General features: G+C 68.8%; 23 protein-coding genes. 17 read left to right on the top strand and 6 right to left on the bottom strand.

Translation table 11 applies throughout. The features are described 5' to 3' along the window. The first annotated feature begins 73 nt into the window (after window positions 1-73). The 5 genes from ACEN9N_RS23410 to pyrF all read left to right on the top strand — a co-directional run bounded on the left by ACEN9N_RS23410 (window position 74) and on the right by pyrF (window position 3849). Entirely contained in the window at window positions 74-841 is a 768-nt protein-coding gene (locus ACEN9N_RS23410; protein ID WP_495654632.1) for a DeoR/GlpR family DNA-binding transcription regulator, read from the top strand. A gap of 34 nt (window positions 842-875) precedes the next feature. Next, on the top strand, window positions 876-1586 hold the full coding sequence (tsaB, locus tag ACEN9N_RS23405; protein ID WP_495654631.1) for a tRNA (adenosine(37)-N6)-threonylcarbamoyltransferase complex dimerization subunit type 1 TsaB: 711 nt from the start codon (window positions 876-878) through the stop codon (window positions 1584-1586). A gap of 4 nt (window positions 1587-1590) precedes the next feature. Beyond that, the gene (gene rimI / locus ACEN9N_RS23400) at window positions 1591-2133 is read left to right on the top strand and encodes a ribosomal protein S18-alanine N-acetyltransferase (protein WP_009124740.1); all 543 of its coding nucleotides are present in this window, start codon (window positions 1591-1593) and stop codon (window positions 2131-2133) included. Further along, the gene (locus tag ACEN9N_RS23395; protein ID WP_495654630.1) at window positions 2130-2912 is read left to right on the top strand and encodes a uracil-DNA glycosylase family protein; all 783 of its coding nucleotides are present in this window, start codon (window positions 2130-2132) and stop codon (window positions 2910-2912) included. Before rimI ends, ACEN9N_RS23395 begins: the two co-directional genes overlap by 4 nt. 115 nt (window positions 2913-3027) lie before the next feature. Then, window positions 3028-3849: an orotidine-5'-phosphate decarboxylase gene (gene pyrF, locus ACEN9N_RS23390; RefSeq protein ID WP_009124742.1), complete on the top strand. Its 822-nt coding sequence runs from the start codon at window positions 3028-3030 to the stop codon at window positions 3847-3849. 106 nt (window positions 3850-3955) lie between these two features. Here the strand turns inward: pyrF and ACEN9N_RS23385 are convergent, their stop codons facing one another. Next, window positions 3956-4690, bottom strand: coding sequence for a helix-turn-helix domain-containing protein (locus tag ACEN9N_RS23385; protein ID WP_009124743.1), 735 nt, complete (start codon window positions 4688-4690; stop codon window positions 3956-3958). Window positions 4691-4836: 146 nt separating this feature from the next. Between ACEN9N_RS23385 and ACEN9N_RS23380 the strand changes: the two genes are divergently transcribed. The 7 genes from ACEN9N_RS23380 (at window position 4837) to ACEN9N_RS23350 (ending at window position 11205) form a co-directional block, all read left to right on the top strand. Then, window positions 4837-5700, top strand: coding sequence for a hypothetical protein (locus ACEN9N_RS23380; RefSeq protein WP_413314027.1), 864 nt, complete (start codon window positions 4837-4839; stop codon window positions 5698-5700). A 14-nt stretch (window positions 5701-5714) separates the two neighbouring features. Next, the gene (locus tag ACEN9N_RS23375) at window positions 5715-7670 is read left to right on the top strand and encodes an MFS transporter (RefSeq protein ID WP_413314026.1); all 1956 of its coding nucleotides are present in this window, start codon (window positions 5715-5717) and stop codon (window positions 7668-7670) included. Between the two features lie 150 nt (window positions 7671-7820). Further along, window positions 7821-8327, top strand: coding sequence for a YiaA/YiaB family inner membrane protein (locus ACEN9N_RS23370; RefSeq protein WP_009124752.1), 507 nt, complete (start codon window positions 7821-7823; stop codon window positions 8325-8327). Window positions 8328-8354: 27 nt separating this feature from the next. Continuing rightward, a complete protein-coding gene (locus tag ACEN9N_RS23365) occupies window positions 8355-8813 on the top strand; it encodes a hypothetical protein (RefSeq protein WP_413314025.1) in 459 nt (152 codons plus the stop codon). Beyond that, on the top strand, window positions 8810-9601 hold the full coding sequence (locus ACEN9N_RS23360; RefSeq protein ID WP_495654629.1) for a DUF2145 domain-containing protein: 792 nt from the start codon (window positions 8810-8812) through the stop codon (window positions 9599-9601). Before ACEN9N_RS23365 ends, ACEN9N_RS23360 begins: the two co-directional genes overlap by 4 nt. Window positions 9602-9619: 18 nt before the next feature. Continuing rightward, window positions 9620-10735, top strand: a complete 1116-nt coding sequence (locus ACEN9N_RS23355; RefSeq protein WP_009124758.1) for a K+ transporter — start codon at window positions 9620-9622, stop codon at window positions 10733-10735. Window positions 10736-10827: 92 nt separating this feature from the next. After that, complete coding sequence (locus ACEN9N_RS23350) at window positions 10828-11205, top strand: DUF3597 domain-containing protein (RefSeq protein WP_009124759.1); 378 nt, start codon at window positions 10828-10830, stop codon at window positions 11203-11205. Window positions 11206-11337: 132 nt separating this feature from the next. Here ACEN9N_RS23350 and ACEN9N_RS23345 read toward each other — a convergent pair whose 3' ends face one another. Next, window positions 11338-12114, bottom strand: a complete 777-nt coding sequence (locus ACEN9N_RS23345) for an SDR family NAD(P)-dependent oxidoreductase (RefSeq protein ID WP_495654628.1) — start codon at window positions 12112-12114, stop codon at window positions 11338-11340. Window positions 12115-12251: 137 nt separating this feature from the next. Between ACEN9N_RS23345 and ACEN9N_RS23340 the strand changes: the two genes are divergently transcribed. Further along, window positions 12252-12617 carry a hypothetical protein gene (locus tag ACEN9N_RS23340; RefSeq protein WP_413314022.1) on the top strand — a complete coding sequence of 122 codons (366 nt, stop codon included), beginning with the start codon at window positions 12252-12254 and terminating at the stop codon, window positions 12615-12617. 9 nt (window positions 12618-12626) lie between these two features. On the opposite strand, the gene tgt is transcribed toward ACEN9N_RS23340, so the two are convergent. Together tgt and queA are read right to left on the bottom strand one after the other, a co-directional pair. Continuing rightward, the gene (gene tgt / locus ACEN9N_RS23335) at window positions 12627-13799 is read right to left on the bottom strand and encodes a tRNA guanosine(34) transglycosylase Tgt (RefSeq protein ID WP_009124762.1); all 1173 of its coding nucleotides are present in this window, start codon (window positions 13797-13799) and stop codon (window positions 12627-12629) included. Between the two features lie 5 nt (window positions 13800-13804). Further along, window positions 13805-14848, bottom strand: a complete 1044-nt coding sequence (gene queA, locus ACEN9N_RS23330) for a tRNA preQ1(34) S-adenosylmethionine ribosyltransferase-isomerase QueA (RefSeq protein WP_495654627.1) — start codon at window positions 14846-14848, stop codon at window positions 13805-13807. A gap of 126 nt (window positions 14849-14974) precedes the next feature. Between queA and ACEN9N_RS23325 the strand changes: the two genes are divergently transcribed. Genes ACEN9N_RS23325 through recG form a run of 3 tightly spaced genes read left to right on the top strand, consistent with a single transcriptional unit; the run spans window position 14975 to window position 19279 of the window. After that, window positions 14975-15649, top strand: coding sequence for a DUF4166 domain-containing protein (locus ACEN9N_RS23325; protein ID WP_495654626.1), 675 nt, complete (start codon window positions 14975-14977; stop codon window positions 15647-15649). Beyond that, complete coding sequence (locus tag ACEN9N_RS23320; protein ID WP_495654625.1) at window positions 15646-17139, top strand: TIGR01777 family oxidoreductase; 1494 nt, start codon at window positions 15646-15648, stop codon at window positions 17137-17139. The genes ACEN9N_RS23325 and ACEN9N_RS23320 overlap by 4 nt, the downstream gene beginning before the upstream one ends. Beyond that, complete coding sequence (gene recG, locus ACEN9N_RS23315; RefSeq protein ID WP_495654624.1) at window positions 17099-19279, top strand: ATP-dependent DNA helicase RecG; 2181 nt, start codon at window positions 17099-17101, stop codon at window positions 19277-19279. Before ACEN9N_RS23320 ends, recG begins: the two co-directional genes overlap by 41 nt. A gap of 6 nt (window positions 19280-19285) precedes the next feature. On the opposite strand, the gene ACEN9N_RS23310 is transcribed toward recG, so the two are convergent. Both ACEN9N_RS23310 and ACEN9N_RS23305 read right to left on the bottom strand, forming a co-directional pair. Further along, a complete protein-coding gene (locus ACEN9N_RS23310) occupies window positions 19286-19918 on the bottom strand; it encodes a LysE family translocator (protein WP_413314017.1) in 633 nt (210 codons plus the stop codon). Between the two features lie 44 nt (window positions 19919-19962). Further along, window positions 19963-20667, bottom strand: coding sequence for a GntR family transcriptional regulator (locus ACEN9N_RS23305; protein WP_495654623.1), 705 nt, complete (start codon window positions 20665-20667; stop codon window positions 19963-19965). 292 nt (window positions 20668-20959) lie between these two features. Between ACEN9N_RS23305 and ACEN9N_RS23300 the strand changes: the two genes are divergently transcribed. Then, complete coding sequence (locus ACEN9N_RS23300) at window positions 20960-21700, top strand: DUF969 domain-containing protein (RefSeq protein WP_413314015.1); 741 nt, start codon at window positions 20960-20962, stop codon at window positions 21698-21700. The last annotated feature ends 1 nt before the right edge of the window (window position 21701 follow it).

The following is a 21701-nucleotide window of genomic DNA, read 5'->3' as shown; positions in this document are numbered from 1 at the left end:
GAGCATACGTGCATATTCGTGCAAAAACAATAAAAAACGTGCAGTCCATCGGCCACGCCGGTACCATCGGGCAATGCTCACCAGCCAGCGCAAGCAACACATCCTTTGGGTCCTGAAGCGCGACGGCAACGTCGTCGCGAAGGCGCTCAGCGACGAACTCGGCCTGTCGGAAGACACCATCCGCCGCGACCTGCGCGAGCTGGCGGCCGAAGGTTTGCTGCAGCGCGTGCACGGCGGTGCGTTGCCGGTCGCGGCGGCCGAAGCCGACTTCGCGCGGCGCCAGCAGCTCGCGCCCGACGAAAAGGTGGCCATCGGCCGCGCGGCCGCGCGCCTCGTGAAGCCGGGGCAGGTGGTGTTCATCGACGGCGGCACCACCGCCGTGCAGCTCGCGCGCCACCTGCCGGCGAGCCTGCAGGCCACCGTGGTCACGCACAGCCCGTCGGTGGCCGTCGAGCTGGTGGCGCATGCCGGCATCGAGGTGGTGCTGATCGGCGGGCGCCTCTTCAAGCATTCGGTGGTGGCGGTCGGCTCGGCGGCAATGGCGGCCATTGCGCGCATCCATGCCGACACGTACTTCATGGGTGTCACCGGCGTGCACGCCGAGGCGGGGCTGACCACGGGCGACCTGGAAGAGGCCGAGATCAAGCGCGCGCTGATGGCGTCGGCGGCCGAGACGGTGGTGCTGGCCTCGTCCGAAAAGATCGGGGCGGCGTCGGCGTGGGTGGTCAACCCGGTGGCCTCGGCCACCAGCATGCTGGTGTCGCCGGACGTGCCGGCCCGGGCGCTGGCGCCGCTGCGCAAGGCGGGGCTGGCGATTCTGCGCAGCGATAACGGCGCGTGAGCCCGGGAATTGGCCGCCCCTCGATAATCGGCGGATGCCCCTCGCCTTGCCCAAGCTGCTCGCCTTCGACACCAGCACCGAGCACCTGTCGGTGGCCGTGCTGCACGGCGACACGCTGCACGCCCACAACGGCGTGGGCGGCGCGCAAGCATCGACCACCCTGCTGCCGCTGATCCAGCAACTGCTGGGCGAAGCCAGGCTCGCGCTAGGCGAACTCGATGCCATCGTCTTCGGCCGGGGCCCCGGCTCTTTCACCGGCCTGCGCACCGCCTGCTCCGTGGCGCAGGGGCTGGCCTTCGGCGCCAACGTGCCGCTGCTGCCAGTCGACACGCTGCTCGCCGTGGCCGAAGAAGCGCGCCACGCCTTCGGCGCGAAGCAGGTGGTCGCCGTGCTCGATGCGCGCATGGACCAGCTTTACGCCGCGCGCTACGACTTCGAGGCCGACGGCCCGCTCGGCGGAAACGACGAGCCCCTGCTGCTGTCGCCCGAGGCACTTGAAGTGCCCGCCGGCTGGGCGCTCGCCGGCAACGCCTTCGCCGCCTACGGCCCGCGCCTGGCCCCGGCCGCCGCCCGCCACGACGCGCTGCCGAGCGCCACCGCGATGCTGCGGCTCGCCCCCGCGCTGCTCGCGGCCGGGCGCACCGTGCCGGCGGCACAGGCCTGGCCGCTCTATGTTCGCGATAAAGTGGCGCAAACCACCGAAGAGCGCGCCGCCATCAAGGCGGCCGCAGCCGCAGCCCATTGATCGCATGAGTGCCGTCCTCCAGCCCGTCGAAGCCCGCCTCGAACCGCTCACCGTCGAGCGGATCGATGCCGTCTGCGCGGTCGAGCAGACGGCCTACAGCCATCCGTGGACGCGCGCCAACTTCACCGACTCCATGGCCGTGGGCTACCACTGCCAGTGCCTTCTGGCGCCCGGCATGGCACCCGGCGTGAGCTCGCCGCTCACCCAACTGGGCGAGACGCTGATCGGCTACTTCGTCGCCATGAAGGGCGTCGACGAGGTGCACCTGCTGAACATCACCGTGGCGCCGGCCTTCCAGCGCCAGGGCTGGGCGCCGCTCATGCTCGAGGCATTGGGCGGCTGGTCGCGGGCCGAGGGCGCGCAGTGGCTCTGGCTCGAAGTGCGCCGGAGCAACCAGCGCGCTCTCGACATCTACCTGCGTAACGGTTTTCGCAGCGTCGGCGTACGCAAGGGCTACTACCCGGCGCACGACGGCAAGCGCGAGGACGCGGTCGTCATGAGCCTGCGCTTGAATGAAACAGGCAGCGCCTGGGGAGCCTTGCGATGAGCGCGGTGCAGACATTGAAGCTCGACGCCCGCCAGCGCGCGATGCTCGACGAGATGGGCGTGAAGGTCTGGTGGCCGGTGCCCGAGGCCGCCGAGGCGGCGCCTGGAACGGCTTCCGCAGCAGCCACCGAAGAGGTGGCGGTCGTCCGCGAGCGCGTGCAGGCTGAAATGCCGGTGGCCGCACCGCCGCCGCCCGCGGCCCGGTCCGTCGCGGCACCCGTGCCGCCCCCCGCACCGGTCGTTCGCCCGGCCGCTGCGCCACTGTCCGGAGGCGCCGCCGTGCTGGTAGAGGCGCCCTGCCGTCTCTATGCCGACGCCGGCACCGAATCGACGCAGGGCGGCTGGCTGGTCGTGGCCGACATGCCGCCCGAGGCCGACGGCCGCCACGGCGAACCCTTTGCGGGCGACGCCGGCCGCCTGCTCGACAACATGCTGCGTGCGCTGAAGCTGCACGACGGCAAGACCCCCGTGCACCTCATGCGCACCCACCGCGGCGTGGCCGCCGGCCAGCCCGGCAGCCCGCGCGCCATGGACGAGGCCTTCGACGAGCATGCCGCGGCGCTCGCACCGCGCATCGTGCTGGCAATGGGCCCGCTGGCCGCGCAAAGCCTGATGCGCAGCGGCGACCCGCTGGGCAAGCTGCGCGGCCGCGCCGTGCCGCTGGCTTCCGCCGGCGGCGCATCGGTGGTGGCGACTTATCACCCCGCCTACCTGCTGCGCAATCCCGCCGACAAGGCACGCGCCTGGACCGACCTCTGCCTGGCCGCTGAACAGGGTTGACCCGCTTCGCCAGCCCCTTGCAGGGGCAACACCAGCGGCCCCGGGAAAACCGGTTCCGCGGCGTTTCACGCTCGAACCGGGGGCGTGTTTCCTGGCATCCTTAAAATCGGACCCCATGACTTTCCTCGACAAGCTGGCCGCCGCACAGCAAAAAAACGGTTCCTTGCTCTGCGTGGGGCTCGATCCGGAGCCGGCCAAGTTCCCGGGGCATCTCAAGGGCGACGCCAGCCGCATCTATGACTTCTGTGCGCGCATCGTCGACGCGACGGCCGACCTGGTCATCGCCTTCAAGCCGCAGATCGCCTACTTCGCGGCGCACCGCGCCGAAGCCCAGCTCGAGCAGCTGATGGAGCACATGCGCCGCAATGCGCCCCACGTGCCCGTGATCCTCGACGCCAAGCGCGGCGACATCGGCTCCACCGCCGAGCAGTACGCCCTGGAGGCCTTCGAGCGCTACGGCGCCGATGCGGTGACGCTGTCGCCCTTCATGGGCTTCGACTCGGTGGCGCCGTACCTCAAGCACGAGGGCAAGGGCGCGTTCCTGCTGTGCCGCACCAGCAACCCCGGCGGTTCCGACCTGCAGGGCCAGCGGCTGGCGGATGTCGAGGGGCAGCCCTTCCTGTACGAACACGTTGCTCGCCTGGCGCAAGGCCCGTGGAACCTCAACGGCCAACTCGGACTGGTGGTGGGCGCGACCTACCCGGCGGAAATCGAGCGTGTGCGCGAACTCGCGCCAACCGTGCCGCTGCTGATTCCGGGCGTCGGCGCCCAGGGCGGCGATGCGGTCGCCACCGTGCGCGCCGGCTGGCGCGCCGATGCGCCGATCATCGTGAACTCGTCGCGGGCGATCATCTACGCGTCGTCGGGCGATGACTTCGCCGATGCGGCGAAGAGCGCCGCGCGCACGATGCGCGACACGCTCGAAGCCGCCAAGTAAGGCCCGCCCCCAGGCTGCGCGCACTTCGTGTCGCTTCGCCAACCCCTACCGGGGGCAACACCTGAGGCCCGGCAAAGCCGGTTCCTCGGTGTTCCTGGATTGAGCCTCAGGCTCGACGGAGGCGGGTAAATGCTTCGAATTCCCAGTTCCGCATCCCCAGCAGCAGCGTGTAGCCCTCGCGGTCCTTGGCGGCCAGCTTCTGGTCGGTCTGGTGCTGCTGGGCGAAGTCCTGCGCCACGCGCTGCAGGCGTTCCAGGAAGGCCGGCGCCAGCGAGCGGCTGATCTGGCCGTGCACCAGCAGCAGGCCCTCGGCCGGGCCGTCGAAGCCGCCCTTGTAGTAGTCGAGCACCACGTTCTCGCGGAAGAACTCCATCACTGGGCCATGCGGCCGCCAGCGGAAGGTCTTGGCGAGCTTCAGGCGATACCGGTTGAGTGGGCGCAGCTCGATGATGCCGATGCGGTCCAGCTGGGCCAGGAAGCCGATGCACTCGGCCTCGCTCACGCGGTAGGCGGCCACGATCTGCTCCAGCGTCCACTGGCTCAGCACGCTGATGGCCACCAGCAGCAGCTTCTTGTCCCTGACCACGGCCTTTTCCTGCTCGTGCGTCAGCTCCTTCAGCAGCGGCTGGGCGTCGGCCACGCGGCGCGCCAGTTCGGCGAAATCGATCTTCAGCGCGCGGCAGATGGCGTCCACGCGCGACAACGGCATGTCGCTCTTGGCCAGCATCCGCTTGACGCTGGATTCGGCCATGTCGAGCGACCGCGCCAGGTCGGCGTAGGTCATGCGGGCGCTCTTGAGTTCGTTCTTGAGGGCTTGGACGAGATCGACGGTGGTGCTCATGGCCCGGAAGCGTACACGGGCGCCTGCAAGTATCAATTGGAGATACCGGAAGGAGTGAATTAGTGCCTCGTATCGATTCTCGATGCCTGTGGAGCGGCCCGCGCCTAAATTCGCGGCCCATACCGATCCACCCACCGAGGACCGCCATGCTCCTGTCTCTTGCCAGCCGACTCAGCCGCCGCGAACGCGGATTGCTTTTCACTTTCGCGCTGCTCACTCTGGTCGCCTTCTTCGGCCCCGCGCTGCCCGCCGCCGAGGTTGCCATCGCTTCGGTGTTCGCCGACAACCGCGCCTGGCACGGACTGCCCAACGCCATGGACGTGCTGAGCAACATCCCCTTCGTCGTGATCGGCCTGTGGGGCCTGTACCGGCTCAACCGCATCGACCGCTCGCACCAGGAGGCGCTGTCGCAGTTCCCGCTGGCCCCGCCCGCCAGCGATCCGCCGGACAACACGCTCGACTGCGCCTGGCTCTTCTTCGCCGGCCTGATCGCCACCGCCGCGGGCTCGGCCTTCTTCCACCTCGTGCCCGACGCCCCCCGGCTCGCCGCGGACCGCGCCGGCATGGCGGTGGCCTTCGCCGGGCTGATCGGCGTGGCGGTCTGCGAGCGGGTGAGCCAGCGCGCCGGCTGGCCCGCCGCCTGGTTCGCGCTGACGGCCGGCCTGCTCTCGGCCGAGGTGTTCCAGGAGACCGGCAACGTCATGCCCTGGGCGCTGGTGCAGTTCGGCGGCATGGCGCTGGTGGTGACGCTGGCGCTGGCCACGCCGATGCGCAAGTCGGTCGGGCTGAAGCTGGGCTGGGTCATCTTCTTCTACGTGCTGGCCAAGGCTTTCGAACTGGCCGACCACCAGATTTATGAATTCACGCGGCACACGGTTTCGGGCCATACGCTGAAGCATCTGACGGCCTCGCTCGCCGGGCTGCCCGTGGTGCTCGCGCTCCACAAGCTCGAAATGCGCTGGGAAGCCGCACTACGGCACAATCCGGGCGCCGCCGCCGTGGCCGCCTGAGGAGCACTCTTCGAATGACAAATCCCGCCGCTGCCGCAGCCACACCCGTGGCCCACGAAGCGAACGCCCACGCCAACCAGTTCGCCCTCCTCAAGCAGCGGCGCTTCGCGCCTTTCTTCTGGACCCAGTTCGCGGGTGCGGCGAACGACAACCTGTTCAAGTTCGCCTTCACCGTCATGGTGACCTACCAGCTGCAGCTGGGCTGGATGCCGCCGGCCATGGCGGGGCTGGTGATCGGCGCGCTGTTCATCCTGCCGTTCCTGCTGTTCTCTGCCACGGCCGGCCAGCTCACCGACAAGTTCGACAAGACGAAGATGATCCGCTTCGTCAAGAACCTCGAGATTGCGATCATGGTGCTCGCGGCCTGGGGCTTCGTGCGGGCCGACGCGGTGGTGTTGCTGGGCTGCGTGTTCCTCATGGGCCTGCACTCCACGCTGTTCGGGCCGGTCAAGTTCGCCTACCTGCCGCAGGTGCTCGACGCGCGCGAACTCACGGGCGGCAATGGCATGGTCGAGATGGGCACCTTCGTCGCCATCCTGCTCGGGCAGGTGGCGGGCGGGCTGCTGGTGGCGGTGCCGCAGATCGGCCACATGAGCGTGGCCGTGGGCTGCGTGCTGCTGGCGCTGGTCGGCCGGGGCGTGGCGCAGGCCATACCAAAGGCGCCGGCCACCGACCCGGGGCTGGTCATCAATTGGAACCCGATCAGCGAAACCTGGCGCAACCTCAAGCTCGCGAACCAGAACGTGGTGGTGTTCCGCTCGCTGCTGGGCATCTCGTGGATGTGGTTCTTCGGGGCGGTGTTCCTGAGCCAGTTCCCGAGCTTCGCGAAGGAAGTGCTGCACGGCGACGAGCAGGTGGCCTCGCTGCTGCTGGTGGTGTTCTCGGTGGGCATCGGCGTCGGCTCGCTGCTGTGCGAGACGCTGAGCCGCCGGCAGGTGGAAATCGGCCTGGTGCCGCTGGGCGCCATCGGCATGAGCGTGTTCGCCGTCGACCTTTACTTTGCGTCGCGCGGCCTGCCAGCCGTGCCCGAGATGGGCATCGGCGCCTTCGTGCGCCAGGGCGCCCACTGGCGCGTGATGGCCGACCTGGCGCTGCTGTCGCTGTTCGCGGGCCTCTACAGCGTGCCGATGTACGCGCTGATCCAGTTGCGCAGCCAGCCCACGCACCGCGCGCGCATCATCGCGGCGAACAACATCCTCAATGCACTGTTCATGATCGGCAGCTCGGTCATCGCGGGCGCGCTGCTGGGCGCGGGCTTCACCATTCCGCAGATCTTCTTGTTCACCGGCATCGCCAACGCGGTGGTGGCGTTCTACATCTTCATGCTGGTGCCCGAGTACCTGCTGCGCTTCGTGGCCTGGGTGCTGTCGCGCTTCGTCTACCGCTTCGACATCAAGGGCGAGTCGCACATTCCCACCGAGGGCGCGGCCGTGCTGGTGTGCAACCACGTGAGCTTCATAGACGCGGTGCTGCTGATGGCGGCAAGCCCGCGGCCGATCCGCTTCATCATGGACCACCGCATCTTCAAGGTGCCGGTGCTGGGCTGGCTGTTCAAGCTGGCCAAGGCCATTCCGATCGCGCCGCAGAAGGAAGACCCCGCGGCCTACGAAGCGGCTTTTGCCAAGGCGATCGGCGTGCTGCGCGAGGGCGACCTGCTCGCGATCTTCCCCGAGGGCGCGATCACGCGCGACGGCGAGCTGCAGCCGTTCAAGGGCGGCGTGATGAAGATCCTTGAAGGCGCGCGCGCCCAGGGCATCGAGCCGCCGGTGATCCCGATGGCGCTGACCAATCTCTGGGGCTCGTACTTCAGCCGCATCGAACTGCGCGGCGGCGAGCGCGTGGCCATGGCCAAGCCGTTTCGCCGCGGCTTCTTCAGCCGCGTGGGGCTTAACGTCGGCGGTCCAGTGCCGCCGGTGGAAGTGCAGCCCGAGTCGCTGCGCCAGCGTGTGAGCGCCCTGCTGGCCGCCTGAGGCGCGGCTCCTTTCCGGCGCGCAAGGCGCCGGAAAGTATCGACTGCAGATACCGGCGGCGCTGAAAACCGCAACTGGTGCAAGCATTCAAGCCCCGCGGTGCGGGAGCGAACCATCATTCGCCCACCTTCACTACGCCGCGAGGCACACATGCAACCCCTCTCATCGACCACGACCGTCTTCATCCAGCGCGACACGCGGGCCTGGCAGTTCCAGGCCTGGGCTTCGTTCGCGATCGCCGTCTTCCTGTGCGCCACCGGCCTGAGCTGGCTGCCGGGGGAGGCGCTGGACCGGGCGTTCATGGTGATGGGCTACGTGTTCTGCCTGAGCACCGCCTTCATGTTGGCCAAGTTCGTGCGCGACAGCCAGCAGGCCGCCGAGCGCAGCGCCGAAGCGACGCGCGACGTGCCCATGTGGAAGCTGGTCGTCTGGGGCAGCTTCTTCACCGCGATGGGCCTGACCGGCTGGGGCCTCGTGCGCATGGAGATCAACGAGGCCTACAAGGCCTTCCTGGGCGTGAGCTGGCTGTTCCTGATCAGCTCGGCCTTCACGCTGGCCAAGACGCTGCGCGACCGCCATGAAGCCGACATGGCCGAAGCCCGCCTGCAGGGCCGCCGCATGGCCCGTGCCGAGGCTGCTGCTTCTGCTGCCGAATAACCCGCGTCCGATCAACGAAAGCCCATCATGAAAAAGTCGATTGCCGCCGTTCTCGTCGCCGCCTGCACCGCCTTCGCGGGCATCTCGGCTCCCCTGCGTGCCCAGGCGCAGAGCGACGCCTCGGTCGCCCTCTCGCTGATGCCTGTGGCATCGGTGGTGGTCGCCGCCTCTGCGGTGGGGGCCTCGGCCACCGCGGCGGTCGCCGTGCCTGCCGCGCTGTCTGTGGGCGGCTCGACGCTCACCGTGATCGCGGTCGAAGCCTCTGCCGACGGCACGGTGTACCTGCTCGAACGCGCTTCGGACGGCGCGCGCGCCAGCATCAAGGTCGCGGGCCGCGCGGCTGACGGCGTGTCGAAAGCCGTGGGCACCAGCGTCCTCGTCAGCGTGATCGGCACCGGGGTGGTGCTGTCGGCCGCCGGCGAGGTGCTGGCCTTCGTGCCCAACGCCATCGGCCGCGCGCTGCTCCACAACGAGAGGTTGTCGTGAACCGGGCACTGCCGCTGCTGCTCGGACTGGCGGTCTTGCTGCCGATGCAGGCGCAGGCCGGCCGCTCGTGCGGGCAGGTCAAGCCAACGCCTGAAGTGATCGTCAAGGGCATGCAACTGGCCGAGCGCACCTCGCAGGCGCTCGACGCCAGCGGCGCGCGCGTCGTGATCCTGGCGCGCGCGGGGCAGGACCTGAGCAAGTACGGCCTGCGCTACTCGCACCTGGGCATCGCCTACAAGACGGATGCCGGCCCGTGGCGCGTGGTGCACAAGCTCAACCAGTGCGGGACCGCGGTGGCCGCCGTCTACCGCCAGGGGCTCGGCGAGTTCTTTCTCGACGACCTGTGGCGCTACGAGGCCGCCTGGGCCGTGCCCACGCCGCAGGTGCAGGCGCAGCTGCTGGCCGCGCTGAACGAACCGCCCGCGCGCATCGTGCGGCTGCACACCGCGCCCTACAGCATCGTGAGCTACGCCTGGGGCCAGAAGTACCAGCAGTCGAACCAGTGGGCCGTCGAGACGCTGGCCGCCGCCATGGAGCCCGCCACCATCGGCAGCCGCGCGCAGGCGCAGGCCTGGTTGCAGTTCAAAGGCTACGAGCCAACCGTGCTGAAGCTCGGCCCGCTCACCCGGCTGGGCGGGCGCGTAGGCTCGGCCAACGTGGCCTTCGACGACCATCCGAACGACAAGCGCTTCTCGGACCGCATCGAGACCGTGACGGTCGATTCTGTGTTCGCATGGTTGCCGCGTGCCGGGCTTGGCGCGGCGCCGGTGACCTTGAAGCTTCAATAAGAACGTGGAGAAAACAACATGAGCAAATCCTTGCGCCTTTCCGAAAAATGGTTCCGCCGCGGCCTCTGGCTGGTGGCGCTGGTGTTCGCGAGCTTCCTCATCGGGCTCGGCAGCACCGTCGTGAGCGACCTGCCCCAGGTCGAGCGCGTGCGCGGCATCGACGACTTCATCGACAAGCCGGCGGCCGAGCCGCTGCGCGCCACCGTCAAGGCCTCGGAAGCCGCCGAGCTGCAGGCCGCGCGCGACCTCGACCAGATCCGCCTGCAGCTCAACGCCGCGCAGCAGGCCAGCGCCAATGCGCGCGAGACCTTCGGCAACTGGATCTCCACGCGGCGCGCCACCGCGCAGCCCGATCAGGACACCGAGCTCATCGCGCGCACCAAGGCGCTCGACGCCTTCAAGCAGAAGGAGGAGGAGCTGCAGCGCAAGGTCAACGCGCAGCAGAAGATCGCGCTCGACGCGCGCCAGGCCGAGCAGCGCGCCTCCGAAGCGCTGTCGGTGCTGGAGCGCGACGCGCAGCTCAAGCTCGACGCCGAGTACCGCCGCATCGAACTGCGCGTATTCGCCTACCGGCTGGCGCTCACGCTGCCGCTGCTCGTCGTGGCCGGCTGGCTCTTCGTGAAGAAGCGCAAGAGCACCTGGTGGCCCTTCGTGTGGGGCTTCATCTTCTTCGCGCTGTTCGCCTTCTTCGTCGAGCTGGTGCCCTACCTGCCGAGCTACGGCGGCTATGTGCGCTACGTGGTGGGCATCCTGCTCACCGTGCTGGTGGGGCGCTACGCCATCATCGCGCTCAACCGCTACCTGGCGCGCCAGAAACTCGCCGAGCAGCAGCCCGACCAGGTGCGCCGCGAGGAGCTGAGCTACGACGTCGCCCTGGCGCGCCTGGGCAAGAGCGTATGCCCCGGCTGCGAACGGCCGGTCGACCTGAAGAACAACGAGATCGACTTCTGCCCGCACTGCGGCATCGGCCTGTTCGACCACTGCGGCCAGTGCGAGACGCGCAAGAGCGCGTTCTCCAAGTTCTGCCATGCCTGCGGAACCTCGGCGGGCGCGCAGACGCAGTCGCCGCACACACCTGTGACCGGCACTGCGCAATCGGTCACGCCGGGTGCCCCGGTTCTGCCGGCCACGTAGCGGAACCGCCGCACGGGCGTGCTACAACCCCAGGGCTGCGGCACGCAACGCCGTGCCGCGGGTTTTCCCATTCACATTGACGGAGTACACCCATGAGCATTTTCGGCAAGATTTTTTCCAAGATTTTTCCGTCGGCCAACGCCGCTGAAGTCGTCGCCGCACCGCCGGCGGCTGCACCGGGCGCGCCGGCCGCTGCCGCACCGCCGCCTGCGATCCCGCTGGGCGACGTGCCCGCCGTCCTGGACGCGATGCCTGGTGCCGCCGGCCTGAACTGGCGCACCTCGATCGTCGACCTGCTCAAGTTGCTGGGCCTGGACAGCAGCCTCGCCGCGCGCAAGGAACTGGCCAGCGAAATTCTCTACAGCGATGGCGAGCCGGGTTCGGCCGAATGGAACATCGGCCTGCACAAGCAGGTGATGAGCCGCATCGCCGCCAATGGCGGCACGCTGCCAGCCGAACTGCGCGACTAAGAAGATCGGTACCCGGGAATTTTCTTTTTCCAGAAACACCGCGGAACCGGCTTCGCCGGGCCGCAGGTGTTGCCCCCGGTAGGGGGTTGGCGAAGCGACACGAAGTGCGCGTAGCCTGGGGGCGAGCCTGTTTCAGGTCCAGCCCGCATCCACCACGTAGTCCTGTGCGGTGCACATGCGCGAATCGTCGGCCGCGAGGAACAGCGCCATTGCCGCGATGTCTTCCGCCATCACGCGGCCCGGCAGGCACTGGGCCGCATCGATCTCCGCGCCCGATTCGGGCTTCACCCACAGCTTGATCTGCCGCTCGGTCATCACCCAGCCCGGCACGATCGAATTCACGCGGATGTTCTGCTTGCCCAGGTCGCGCGCCAGCGAGCGCGTGAGGCCGCGCGCGGCCGCCTTGCAGGCCTGGTACACCGGATAGCCCCGGCCCTTGATCATCCAGCTGATCGAGCCGAAGTTGATGATCGATCCGCCGCCCAGCGCACGCATGTCGTCCGCCACTGCCTGCGCGGCAAAGAACTGGTGCTTGAAGTTGACGGCCACGAGGCGGTCGAAGTCCTCGCTGGTCACGTCGGCCATCTCGTGGCGGCGGTCGTTGGCTGCGTTGTTCAGCAGCACGGCGATCGGGCCGAAGCGTTGGCGCACCGCGTCGATGGCGGCGCCGAGCGCGGCCGTGTCGGTCACGTCGCAGGCCTGGAACAGCGCAGGGTGCTCGCCTTGCAGCTGCGCCGCGAGCGCGTTGCCGGCGGCGGTGTCGAGATCGCAGAAGCCGACCCTCGCGCCCTGTGCGTGAAAGGCCTGCACCAGCGATTCGCCGATGCCGCTGGCGCCGCCGGAAATGAACACGGTGCGCCCGGCCAGCGACGGATAGCGGGCGGTGTAGGGAGAAGATGCGTTGGTCATGGGAATGCGGCAACAGCAGTGGGAACGGAAGGCAAGCGTAGCGGATGAGCGGGCCCCCGGCGAGCCCGGGGTTGCCGGTCGGCGTATGGCTTCCGGCGAATGGGCAGCGCCGACGGGCGTGGCTACGCTCCTGCCCCATGACGAACACCTTTCCCCGCCGCGCCGTCCTGGCGCTCGCGCTTCTTCCCGCCGCCCTGGCGGTGCGTTCCGTGCGCGCACAGGCGCCGGCGCCCGTGCAGCTCTTCAAGGTGGTCTCGCCGCGCGACGAGGTGATCGTGGGCGCCGACGCGGCGCTGCTCGGCGCGGGCTCCGGCCCCGCCGTGGAGCGGCTGGCCGCGCAGCTGGCCGCCAAGGGCCAGCTCACGCTGTGGCAGTACGCCTCGCACAAGGACTCGGGCGGCGCGCTGGTACAGGCGCCGCTCAGGCAGATCGTGGTCTTCAAGAACGAGGCGCTGCGTATCGAGCCCTACGCCACCCCGCTGCCCATCCAGGCCCCGAAGTAAGAAGAAGCCTCAGACGCCTCGTGCCCGCTCCGACTTGAAGCGCGCGCGGAACTCGGTGAACGAGCCCGCGTCGAGCGACGCGCGGATCTCGCGCATCAGGTTCAGGTAATAGTGCAGGTTGTGGATGGTCGTGAGCATCGGCCCGAGCATTTCGCCGCAACGGTCGAGGTGATGCAGGTAGGCGCGGCTGAAGCCCTCGCGTCCGCCGTCGTTCCACGAAACGCCCGAGGTGCCGGCGCACGCATGGCAGGTGCAGCTGGGGTCGATGGGCTGCGGATCGCTCTTGTGGCGTGCGTTGCGCATCTTCAGGTCGCCGAAGCGCGTGAACAGCGTGCCGTTGCGCGCATTGCGCGTGGGCATCACGCAGTCGAACATGTCCACGCCATCGGCCACGCCCTGCACCAGGTCCTCGGGCGTGCCCACGCCCATCAGGTAGCGCGGCTTGTTCGCGGGCAGCCGGTGCGGCGTGTGGCCCATGATGTGCAGCATCTCTTCCTTGGGCTCGCCCACGCTCACGCCGCCGATGGCGTAGCCCGGGAAGTCCATGTCGACCAGCGCGGCGAGCGACTCCTCGCGCAGGTTCTCGAACATGCCGCCCTGCACGATGCCGAACAGCGCGTTCGGGTTCTCCAGCCGTGCGAATTCGCTCTGGCAGCGCCTGGCCCAGCGCAGGCTCAGCTCCATCGAGATGCGCGCCTCGGCCTCCGTCGTGATATGGCCCTTGGTGTCATAGGGCGTGCACTCGTCGAACTGCATCACGATGTCGCTGTTCAGGATGGTCTGGATCTGCATCGAGACCTCGGGCGTGAGGAACAGCTTGTCGCCGTTGACGGGCGAGGCGAACTTCACGCCTTCCTCGCTGATCTTGCGCATCGCGCCCAGCGACCACACCTGGAAGCCGCCCGAGTCGGTGAGGATGGGCTTGTCCCACTTCTCGAACTGGTGCAGCCCGCCGAAGTTCGCCATCACGTCCAGGCCGGGGCGCATCCACAGGTGGAAGGTGTTGCCCAGGATGATCTGCGCGCCCATCTCCTCGAGGCTGCGCGGCATCACGCCCTTGACGGTGCCGTAGGTGCCCACGGGCATGAAGATCGGCGTCTGCACCTTGCCGTGGTTGAGCGTGAGCGTGGCGCGGCGCGCGTGGCTGTCGGGGTCGGTCTTGAGGAGTTCGAAGTTCAGCATGTCGTTCAGTCCGTTTGTCGCGCGAGCAGCATGGCGTCGCCATAGCTGAAGAAGCGGTAGCCGTTGGCGATGGCATGGGCATACAGCGCCATCACGTGCTCGTAGCCCGCGAAGGCCGAGACCAGCATCATCAGCGTGCTCTTCGGCAAGTGGAAGTTCGTCACCAGCAAGTCGACGTGTTCGAACACGAAGCCCGGCGTGATGAAGATGCGCGTGTCGCCCGTGGCTTCGCCGCTCCTGGCCCACGATTCGAGCGTGCGCACCGTGGTCGTGCCGACCGCAACGACACGGCCGCCGCGTGCCTTGCATTCGGCAATCGCGCGCTGCGTGGCCTCGGGCACCTCATAACGCTCGGCGTGCATCGTGTGTTCGGCGATGTTCTCGGTCTTCACCGGCTGGAAAGTGCCGGCGCCCACGTGCAGTGTGACGCTGGCGCGCTGCACGCCGTGCGCATCGAGCTCGGCCAGCAGTGCCTCGTCGAAATGCAGTGCGGCGGTGGGCGCGGCCACCGCGCCGGGCACGCGTGCGAACACGGTCTGGTAGCGGCTCTCGTCGTCGGCCGAATCGGTGTGCGTGATGTAGGGCGGCAGCGGCACGTGGCCGCAGCGGGCCATCAGCGCGTACGGGTCTTCGCCCGCGTCGCTCTCGAAGCCGAAGCGGAACAGCGCGCCGTCTTCGTCCGGCCAGCGGCCCAGCAGCGTGGCGCGAAAGCCGCCGACCATCTCGAGCGTGGTGCCCACGGGCGGCTTCTTGCTGACCTTCATGTGGGCGACCACCTCGTGGCCCTGCAGCACGCGCTCGACCAGCAGCTCGAGCTTGCCGCCGGTCGGCTTCTCGCCGAACAGGCGCGCCTTGACCACGCGCGTGTCGTTGAAGACGAGCAGGTCGCCCGCGCGCAGCAGCGAAGGCAGGTGTTTGAAGATGCGATCGACTGGCGCGGGCCCCGTGCCGTCGAGCAGGCGGGAGGCGGTGCGTTCGGTGGCCGGGTGTTGCGCCACCAGCTCGGGCGGCAAGGCGAAATCGAAATCGGAAAGCGTGAAGGCGCGCATGGTGCTTGAGGGCCGGACGGGCCCGTGCCAAGGAGGCATGGGAAGAGAAGGATGCAGGAAGCGGGCGATTGTCCCATGGGCTGGAATCACGGGCTCGGCAGGGGGTTGCCGAGGCAGAATCGACGCATGGTCGATTCCTACGTCGCGCGCGTCCCGCCAGCCCCTGCTCCTCCTTCCGAAGGCGAGCTCTTCAAGAAGATCCTGGGCGGCGCCTGGATGGGACTGCACCCCGACATCCGCCGGCGCTTCGACAAGAACCCCTCGCCCGGCAAGGCGCTGCATTACCTGGGCGCGCTCAGCGAGTTGCGCTGCTCGCGCTTCGGCAAGCTGCTGGGGCACCTCACGCAGCCGATGATCCAGGGCGCACTGATCCCTTACAGCGACAGCCACTTCCCCGTGGAGATCCAGGTCTACGCCAAGCCCGGCGACCCCGCCATCTACAAGCGGCGCATCTACCGCTTGCACGGGCGCAAGCCGATCCAGTTCACCAGCTTCATGCGCGAGAGCGAGCGCGGCGAGGTGCTGGAGTACGTCGGCATGGGCCTGGGCATGAAGCTGGTGCTGAGCGTGGAGAACGGCAGCCTGCATTTCCAGAGCGACGGCTATTTCTGGGACGTGTTCGGCTGGCGCATTCCGCTGCCGGGCCTCTTCACGCCGGGCAAGACTTTTCTCTGGCACCACAACGAGACGCCCGAGCGCTTCAACATCCGCATCGAGATCCGCCACTGGCTGATGGGTACCACCTTCACGCAGGTCGGCGTGTTCGAGGAAGTGGCCGAGCCGCAGGCGGTGGCCGCATGACGCTCGACACGCACCTGCTGGCCCTGCAGCTCATGGCGGCCCAGGGCGTGCTGGGCGCTTTCGACACGCTCTACCACCACGAGGGCACAGAGGCACTGCCGCGGCGCGGCACGGCGGCGCGCGAGCTGGCGATCCACGCGACGCGCTCGTCCATCTACTGCGCGCTGTTCCTCGGACTGTCGGCGTGGGCCTGGCACGGCGCGTGGGCGTGGGTGCTGCTCGCGGTGTTCGGCGTCGAGATCGTGCTCACGCTGTGGGACTTCGTGGTCGAGGACGGCAGCCGCCTGCTGCCGCCCACCGAACGGGTCACGCACACGGTGCTGGCCATCAACGCCGGCGCGTTCATCGCGCTGCTGGCGATGAGCGCGGTCGGCTGGGCCGCGCAGCCGACCGCGATGGTGTGGCAGCCGCACGGCTGGCTCAGCGCGTTCCTGGCGTTGTGCGGCGTGGGCGTGGGTCTCTCGGGCCTGCGCGATGGCTTCGCGGCGCGCGCGCTGTTCGGGCAGCACAAGCAGGCGCAGGCGCGCGATGCCCTGGCGCCGGTGCGCTTCGGCACCAAGCCGCAGCATGTGCTGGTCACGGGCGGTACCGGCTTCATCGGCCAGATCCTCGTGCGCCACCTGTTGGCCGACGGCCATGCGGTGACGGTCTGGACGCGCGATGCGCGCTCGGCCGCCTGGGACTTCGGCGGCGCGGTGCGCTGCGTGCAATCGCTCCACCAGGTCCCGGCGGCCGACGATGTCGACGTGGTCGTCAACCTCGCGGGCGCGCGCATCCTGGGCATGCGCTGGAGCGAACGGCGACGCCAGCAGCTGCTCAGGAGCCGCGAAGGGCTGACGCAGCAGCTGGTGGCATGGATCGCCACGCGGCCACGCAAGCCGTGGCTGCTGCTCTCGGGCTCCGCCATCGGCTACTACGGCGTCCAGCCGCAGGGCCACGCCGCCGAACTCGCCGAAGATGCACCGCCGCAAGAAATCTTCATGTCGCAGCTGTGCCAGCGCTGGGAGCAGGCGGCACGCGCCGCTGTCGCGCACGGTGTGCACGTGGCCTGCATGCGTTTCGGCTTCGTGCTCGGCCACCAGGGCTCGCTGCCGCAGTTGCTGATGCCGGTCCGGCTCGGCATGGGCGGGCGGCTGGGCAGCGGGCGGCAATGGCTGTCGTGGGTGCATGTGCATGACCTGGTCCGCGCGATGGCGCATGTGTGGAGCGTGGCCGAACGGGCCACGGCCCCCGCGACGGCGCAGGCTTTCAACTTCACCGCGCCCGGTGCGCTGAGCCAGGAAGAATTCACCCGCGTCGCCGCCAGCGTGCTGCACCGCCCCTGCTGGATGCCGACTCCTGCGGCGCCCGTCAGGCTGCTGCTCGGCGAGCAGGCCGACCTGCTGCTCGAAGGCCAGCGCGTGGTGCCCGCGCAGTTGCTGCGCACCGGCTTCCAGTTCATGTTCCCCGATGCCCGCAGCGCCTTGGCGGACCTTTGCCGCCCGCGCTAGAAGCCCGTCCGTGCCTTCCAAGAAAGCCCCGTCCCCTGCAGCTTCCGCGAGTGCCGCCGCGCCGGTGCCCGCAGGCCCGCCCGGCAGCGGCCTGAGCCAGGTGCAGCGCGCCTTGCGCAAGCTGGGCCTCGTGCGCGACATCGACTTCGCGCTCTACCTGCCGATGCGCTACGAGGACGAGACGCGCATCGTGCGCCTGGCCGACACGCGCGACGGCGACATGGCGCAGGTCGAAGGCGTGATCACCGAATGCGAGGTGGTGTACCGCCCGCGCCGCCAACTGCTGGCGACCATCGACGACGGCAGCGACACCTGCCAGCTGCGCTTCTTCAACTTCTATCCCTCGCAGCAGAAGCAACTGGCGGTCGGCGCGCGGGTGCGGGTGCGCGGCGAGGTGCGCGGCGGCTTCGTGGGGCGGCAGATGATGCATCCGACCGTGAAGGCGGCCGGCACCGCATTGCCGAATGCGCTCACGCCGGTCTACTCCACCGTGGCCGGGCTCGCGCAGCCGGTGCTGCGGCGCGAGGTGCGTTCGGGCCTGGCGCGCGCGGTGCTCGACGAGACCATTCCGGTGCAGATCGGTCTGCGCGGCGTGTGGGATCTGCGCAGCGCACTGAGCTTCCTGCACTACCCGACGCCCGACGTGTCGATTGCCGCGCTCGAAGACCACAGCCACCCGGCATGGCAGCGCATCAAGGCTGAGGAACTGCTGGCGCAGCAGCTGTCGCAACTGCAGGCCCGGCTGGAGCGCGCGGCCCAGCGTGCGCCGGTGCTGCCTGCGCCGACCGAGCCGGTCGCCACTTCGCTGCATGCGCAGCTGCTCGCGGTGCTGCCCTTCGGCCTGACCGGTGCGCAGCAGCGCGTGGGCGAGGAGATCACGGCCGACCTGCACCGCCAGATCCCGATGCACCGCCTGCTGCAGGGCGACGTGGGCTCGGGCAAGACCGTGGTGGCGGCGCTGGCGGCGGCGCGCTGCATCGACGCGGGTTTCCAGTGCGCGCTGATGGCGCCCACCGAGATCCTCGCGGCCCAGCACTTCGGCAAGCTGGTCGGCTGGCTCGATCCGCTGCTCGCTGCGCGCGGCCTGCGCGTGGCGTGGCTCACGGGCAGCCAGAGGAAGAAGGAGCGCGACGAGATGTCGGCGGCGGTGGAGAGCGGCCAGGCCGCGTTGGTCATCGGCACGCACGCGGTCATTTCCGAGAAGGTTCGCTTCAAGAATCTTGCGCTGGCCATCATCGACGAGCAGCATCGCTTCGGCGTGGCGCAGCGCCTGGCCTTGCGCGGCAAGGCCGTCGGGCACCTGGAGCCGCATCTGCTGATGATGAGCGCCACGCCGATCCCGCGCACGCTCGCGATGAGCTACTACGCCGACCTCGACGTCTCCACGCTCGACGAGCTGCCGCCGGGCCGCACGCCCATCGTCACCAAGCTGGTGGCCGACCATCGGCGCGACGAGGTCATCGACCGCATCCACGCGCAGATCGCGCAGGGCCGGCAGGTGTACTGGGTGTGCCCGCTGATCGAGGAGAGCGAGGCGGTCGACCTGCGCAACGCGACCGAAACGCGCGACGAGCTGGCCGACACGCTCGGCGAGCCCATCCAGGTCGGCCTGCTGCATTCGCGCATGCCCACGGCCGAGAAGCAGGCGGTGATGGCCGCATTCACCGCCAACGAGATCCAGGTGCTGGTGAGCACGACCGTGATCGAAGTGGGCGTCGACGTGCCCAACGCCTCGCTGATGGTGATCGAGCATGCCGAGCGTTTCGGCCTCTCGCAGCTGCACCAGCTGCGCGGCCGCGTGGGACGCGGTGCGGCGGCCTCGGCCTGCGTGCTGCTCTATGCGCCGGGCGACAGCGGCCGTGTCGGCGAAGCGGCGCGCGCGCGGCTCAAGGCAATGGCCGAGACCGGCGACGGCTTCGAGATCGCGCGGCGCGACCTGGAGATTCGCGGTCCCGGCGAGTTCCTGGGCGCGCGGCAGTCGGGCGCACCGCTGCTGCGTTTTGCCGACCTGACGACCGATACGCTGCTGCTCGACTGGGCGCGCGAACTGGCACCGGTGATGCTGCAGAAGCATCCCGAACTGGCACAGCGCCACATCGACCGCTGGCTCGGCACCAAGGCCGAGTATCTGAAAGCCTGAGGCGCTTCAGGCTGCGGGACGACGCGTGAAGGCCAGGATGAGCCCGAAGCCGACCATCATGCTGCCGCTCACCCGGTTGAACCAGCGCATCGCGCGGCTGCCGTCGGCCAGCCGGCGCATGCGCGCACCGAGCATCGCGTAGAGCGCGATAGCGACCAGCTCGAACACCAGGAAGGTCGCGCCCAGCAGCAGATAGCTGGAAGCGTAGGCACCGGGCACCACGAACTGCGGGAAGAAGGCAGTGAACACCAGGATGGCCTTCGGATTGCCCGCCGCCACGGTGAACTCCTGCCGCGCCAGCGCGCGCATGGAGGGCGGCGCGGATGCGTCGCGCGCCTGCACCTCGGCCGTGGGCGCCGGTGCGCGCAGCAGGCGGATGCCGATCCATACGAGATACGCCGCGCCGATGTACTTGATGACGTCGAAGGCCAGTTCCGACGCCACCAGCACCGCGCCCATGCCCAGCCCCGCGATGGCGATCATGATCGCGAAGGCCGCGAGCCGGCCGCTGGCCGCGATCACCGCCGGCGACACGCCGTGCCTGGCACCATTGGTCACCGACAGCAGGTTGTTGGGGCCGAAAGCCATGTTGATGGCGAAGCAGGCCGGCAGGAAGAGCAGGTAGGCAGACAGGGTCATGGCGTGTCCGTCGATGGAGGTGGGCTCGCCATTATCTGCAGGCTCTAGCTGTCGACGCCACCCTCGGGCATCCGCCGCGCGTAGACTGCCAGCACGATGCGCTCGGAGTGGATGAGGTAGTCGTTGAGAGCCGCCGCGCCCTCGGCGAACTTGCCGGCCTCGATGAGTTCGAGCAGCTTCGTGTTCATGTCCACGTAGGGCGCGTGCAGGAACTCCGGGTCCTTGAGCAGGCCGAAGGCCAGCCGCAGCTCGACGAGGATGTGCGCGAACAGGTTGTTCAGCCGCTCGCTGTCGGCCAGTTCCACGATCGCCATGTGGAACTCCATGTTGGCCGTGCCCACGCCCAGCCAGTCGCCTGCGTCGCGGCACTTCAGCGCCATCTCGACCGCGTCGCGCATGTGCTTCTTGGCCGGGTGGCGCGGGTAGGCCTGCGCCAGCGCCTGGCATTCGATGAGGCGGCGCACCCGGTAGATGTCGATGATCGACGCGATGCTCGGCACTGCCACGAACACGCCGCGGTTCGGTGCGTGCTTGAGCAGCCCTTCCTTGGTCAGCGTGCGGAACACCTCGCGCAGGGTGTTGCGCGAAATCTCGAAGCTGTCGGCCAGCGCGGCCTCCGACAGCCGCTGCCCCGGCGAGAACTCGCCCTTCACGATCTTCTGGCGGATGAGTTCTGCCACCCGGTCGTTGAGCGTCTGCGCGCCGGCGGCTGGCGAAGCGGGTGAAGTCGGGGAGGCCAGTGGAGTCATGCCGGGAAGGGGTGAGAGGAGCGGGGAGTCCGGGCGTTTGTAGCAGGTTTTCCCCGTCGGACGGCACCCGCGCGGCCGCTGCCCGATGCACCAAGTGCTGACACGCTCAGGGTTTTCATGGGGTCAGTCAAGCACTGTTGTTGGGCACACTCACACAAATTGTTCAACAATTTATGAGAAATGAGTGGTTCAGATGATTTGAATTGCTCATTCATTGGCACGCAGTTTGCATGAAGCGGCTTGCCGGCGCCCCCGCGCAAGGTGTCTCCGAATCCAGAAACGAAAGACCAACATGACTTCTGACATCCCTCATCTGTGGCCGCTGATCGGCGTCGCCGTGATCATTGCGGGCTTCATCCTGCGCTTCAACCCGATGCTGGTGGTGATCGTCACGGCCATCGCCACGGCGATCGCCGCGGGCTTCGGCCCGATGGCGATCCTCACGGCCATCGGCACCGGGTTCATCAAGACCCGCAACCTGCCGCTGATCATTCTTCTGCCGCTGGCGGTGATCGGGCTGCTCGAGCGGCACGGCCTGCGCCAGCACGCGCAGAACTGGATCAGCCGCATCAAGTCGGCCACCGCCGGGCGCCTGCTGATCGTCTACCTCGCGGCGCGCGAACTCACGGCGGCAGTTGGCCTGACCAGCCTGGGCGGCCACCCGCAGATGGTTCGACCGCTGCTCGCGCCCATGGCCGAAGGCGCCACCGAAACCCGCTACGGCAAGCTGCCCGACCGCATCCGCCACAAGCTGCGCGCCTATGCGGCGGCCACCGACAACGTGGGCCTGTTCTTCGGCGAAGACATCTTCGTGGCCTTCGGCGCCATCGTGCTGATGAGCACCTTCCTGCACGAGGCCGGCATCGACGTCGAGCCGCTGCACATCGCGCTGTGGGGCATTCCGACCGCGATTGCCGCCTTCATCATCCACGCCTGGCGCCTGCGCCGGCTCGACCAGTCGTTGGCACGTGAACTGGGTGGTGCACCGGCGTCCGATGCGCCCGCCGTTCCGGCCACGCAGGAAGGCCGCTGAT

The sequence above is a fragment of the Variovorax sp. Varisp46 genome, from assembly GCF_059491885.1.
Note: the sequence above shows the minus strand (reverse complement) of the source record. Positions and strands in the feature narration are given on the sequence as shown.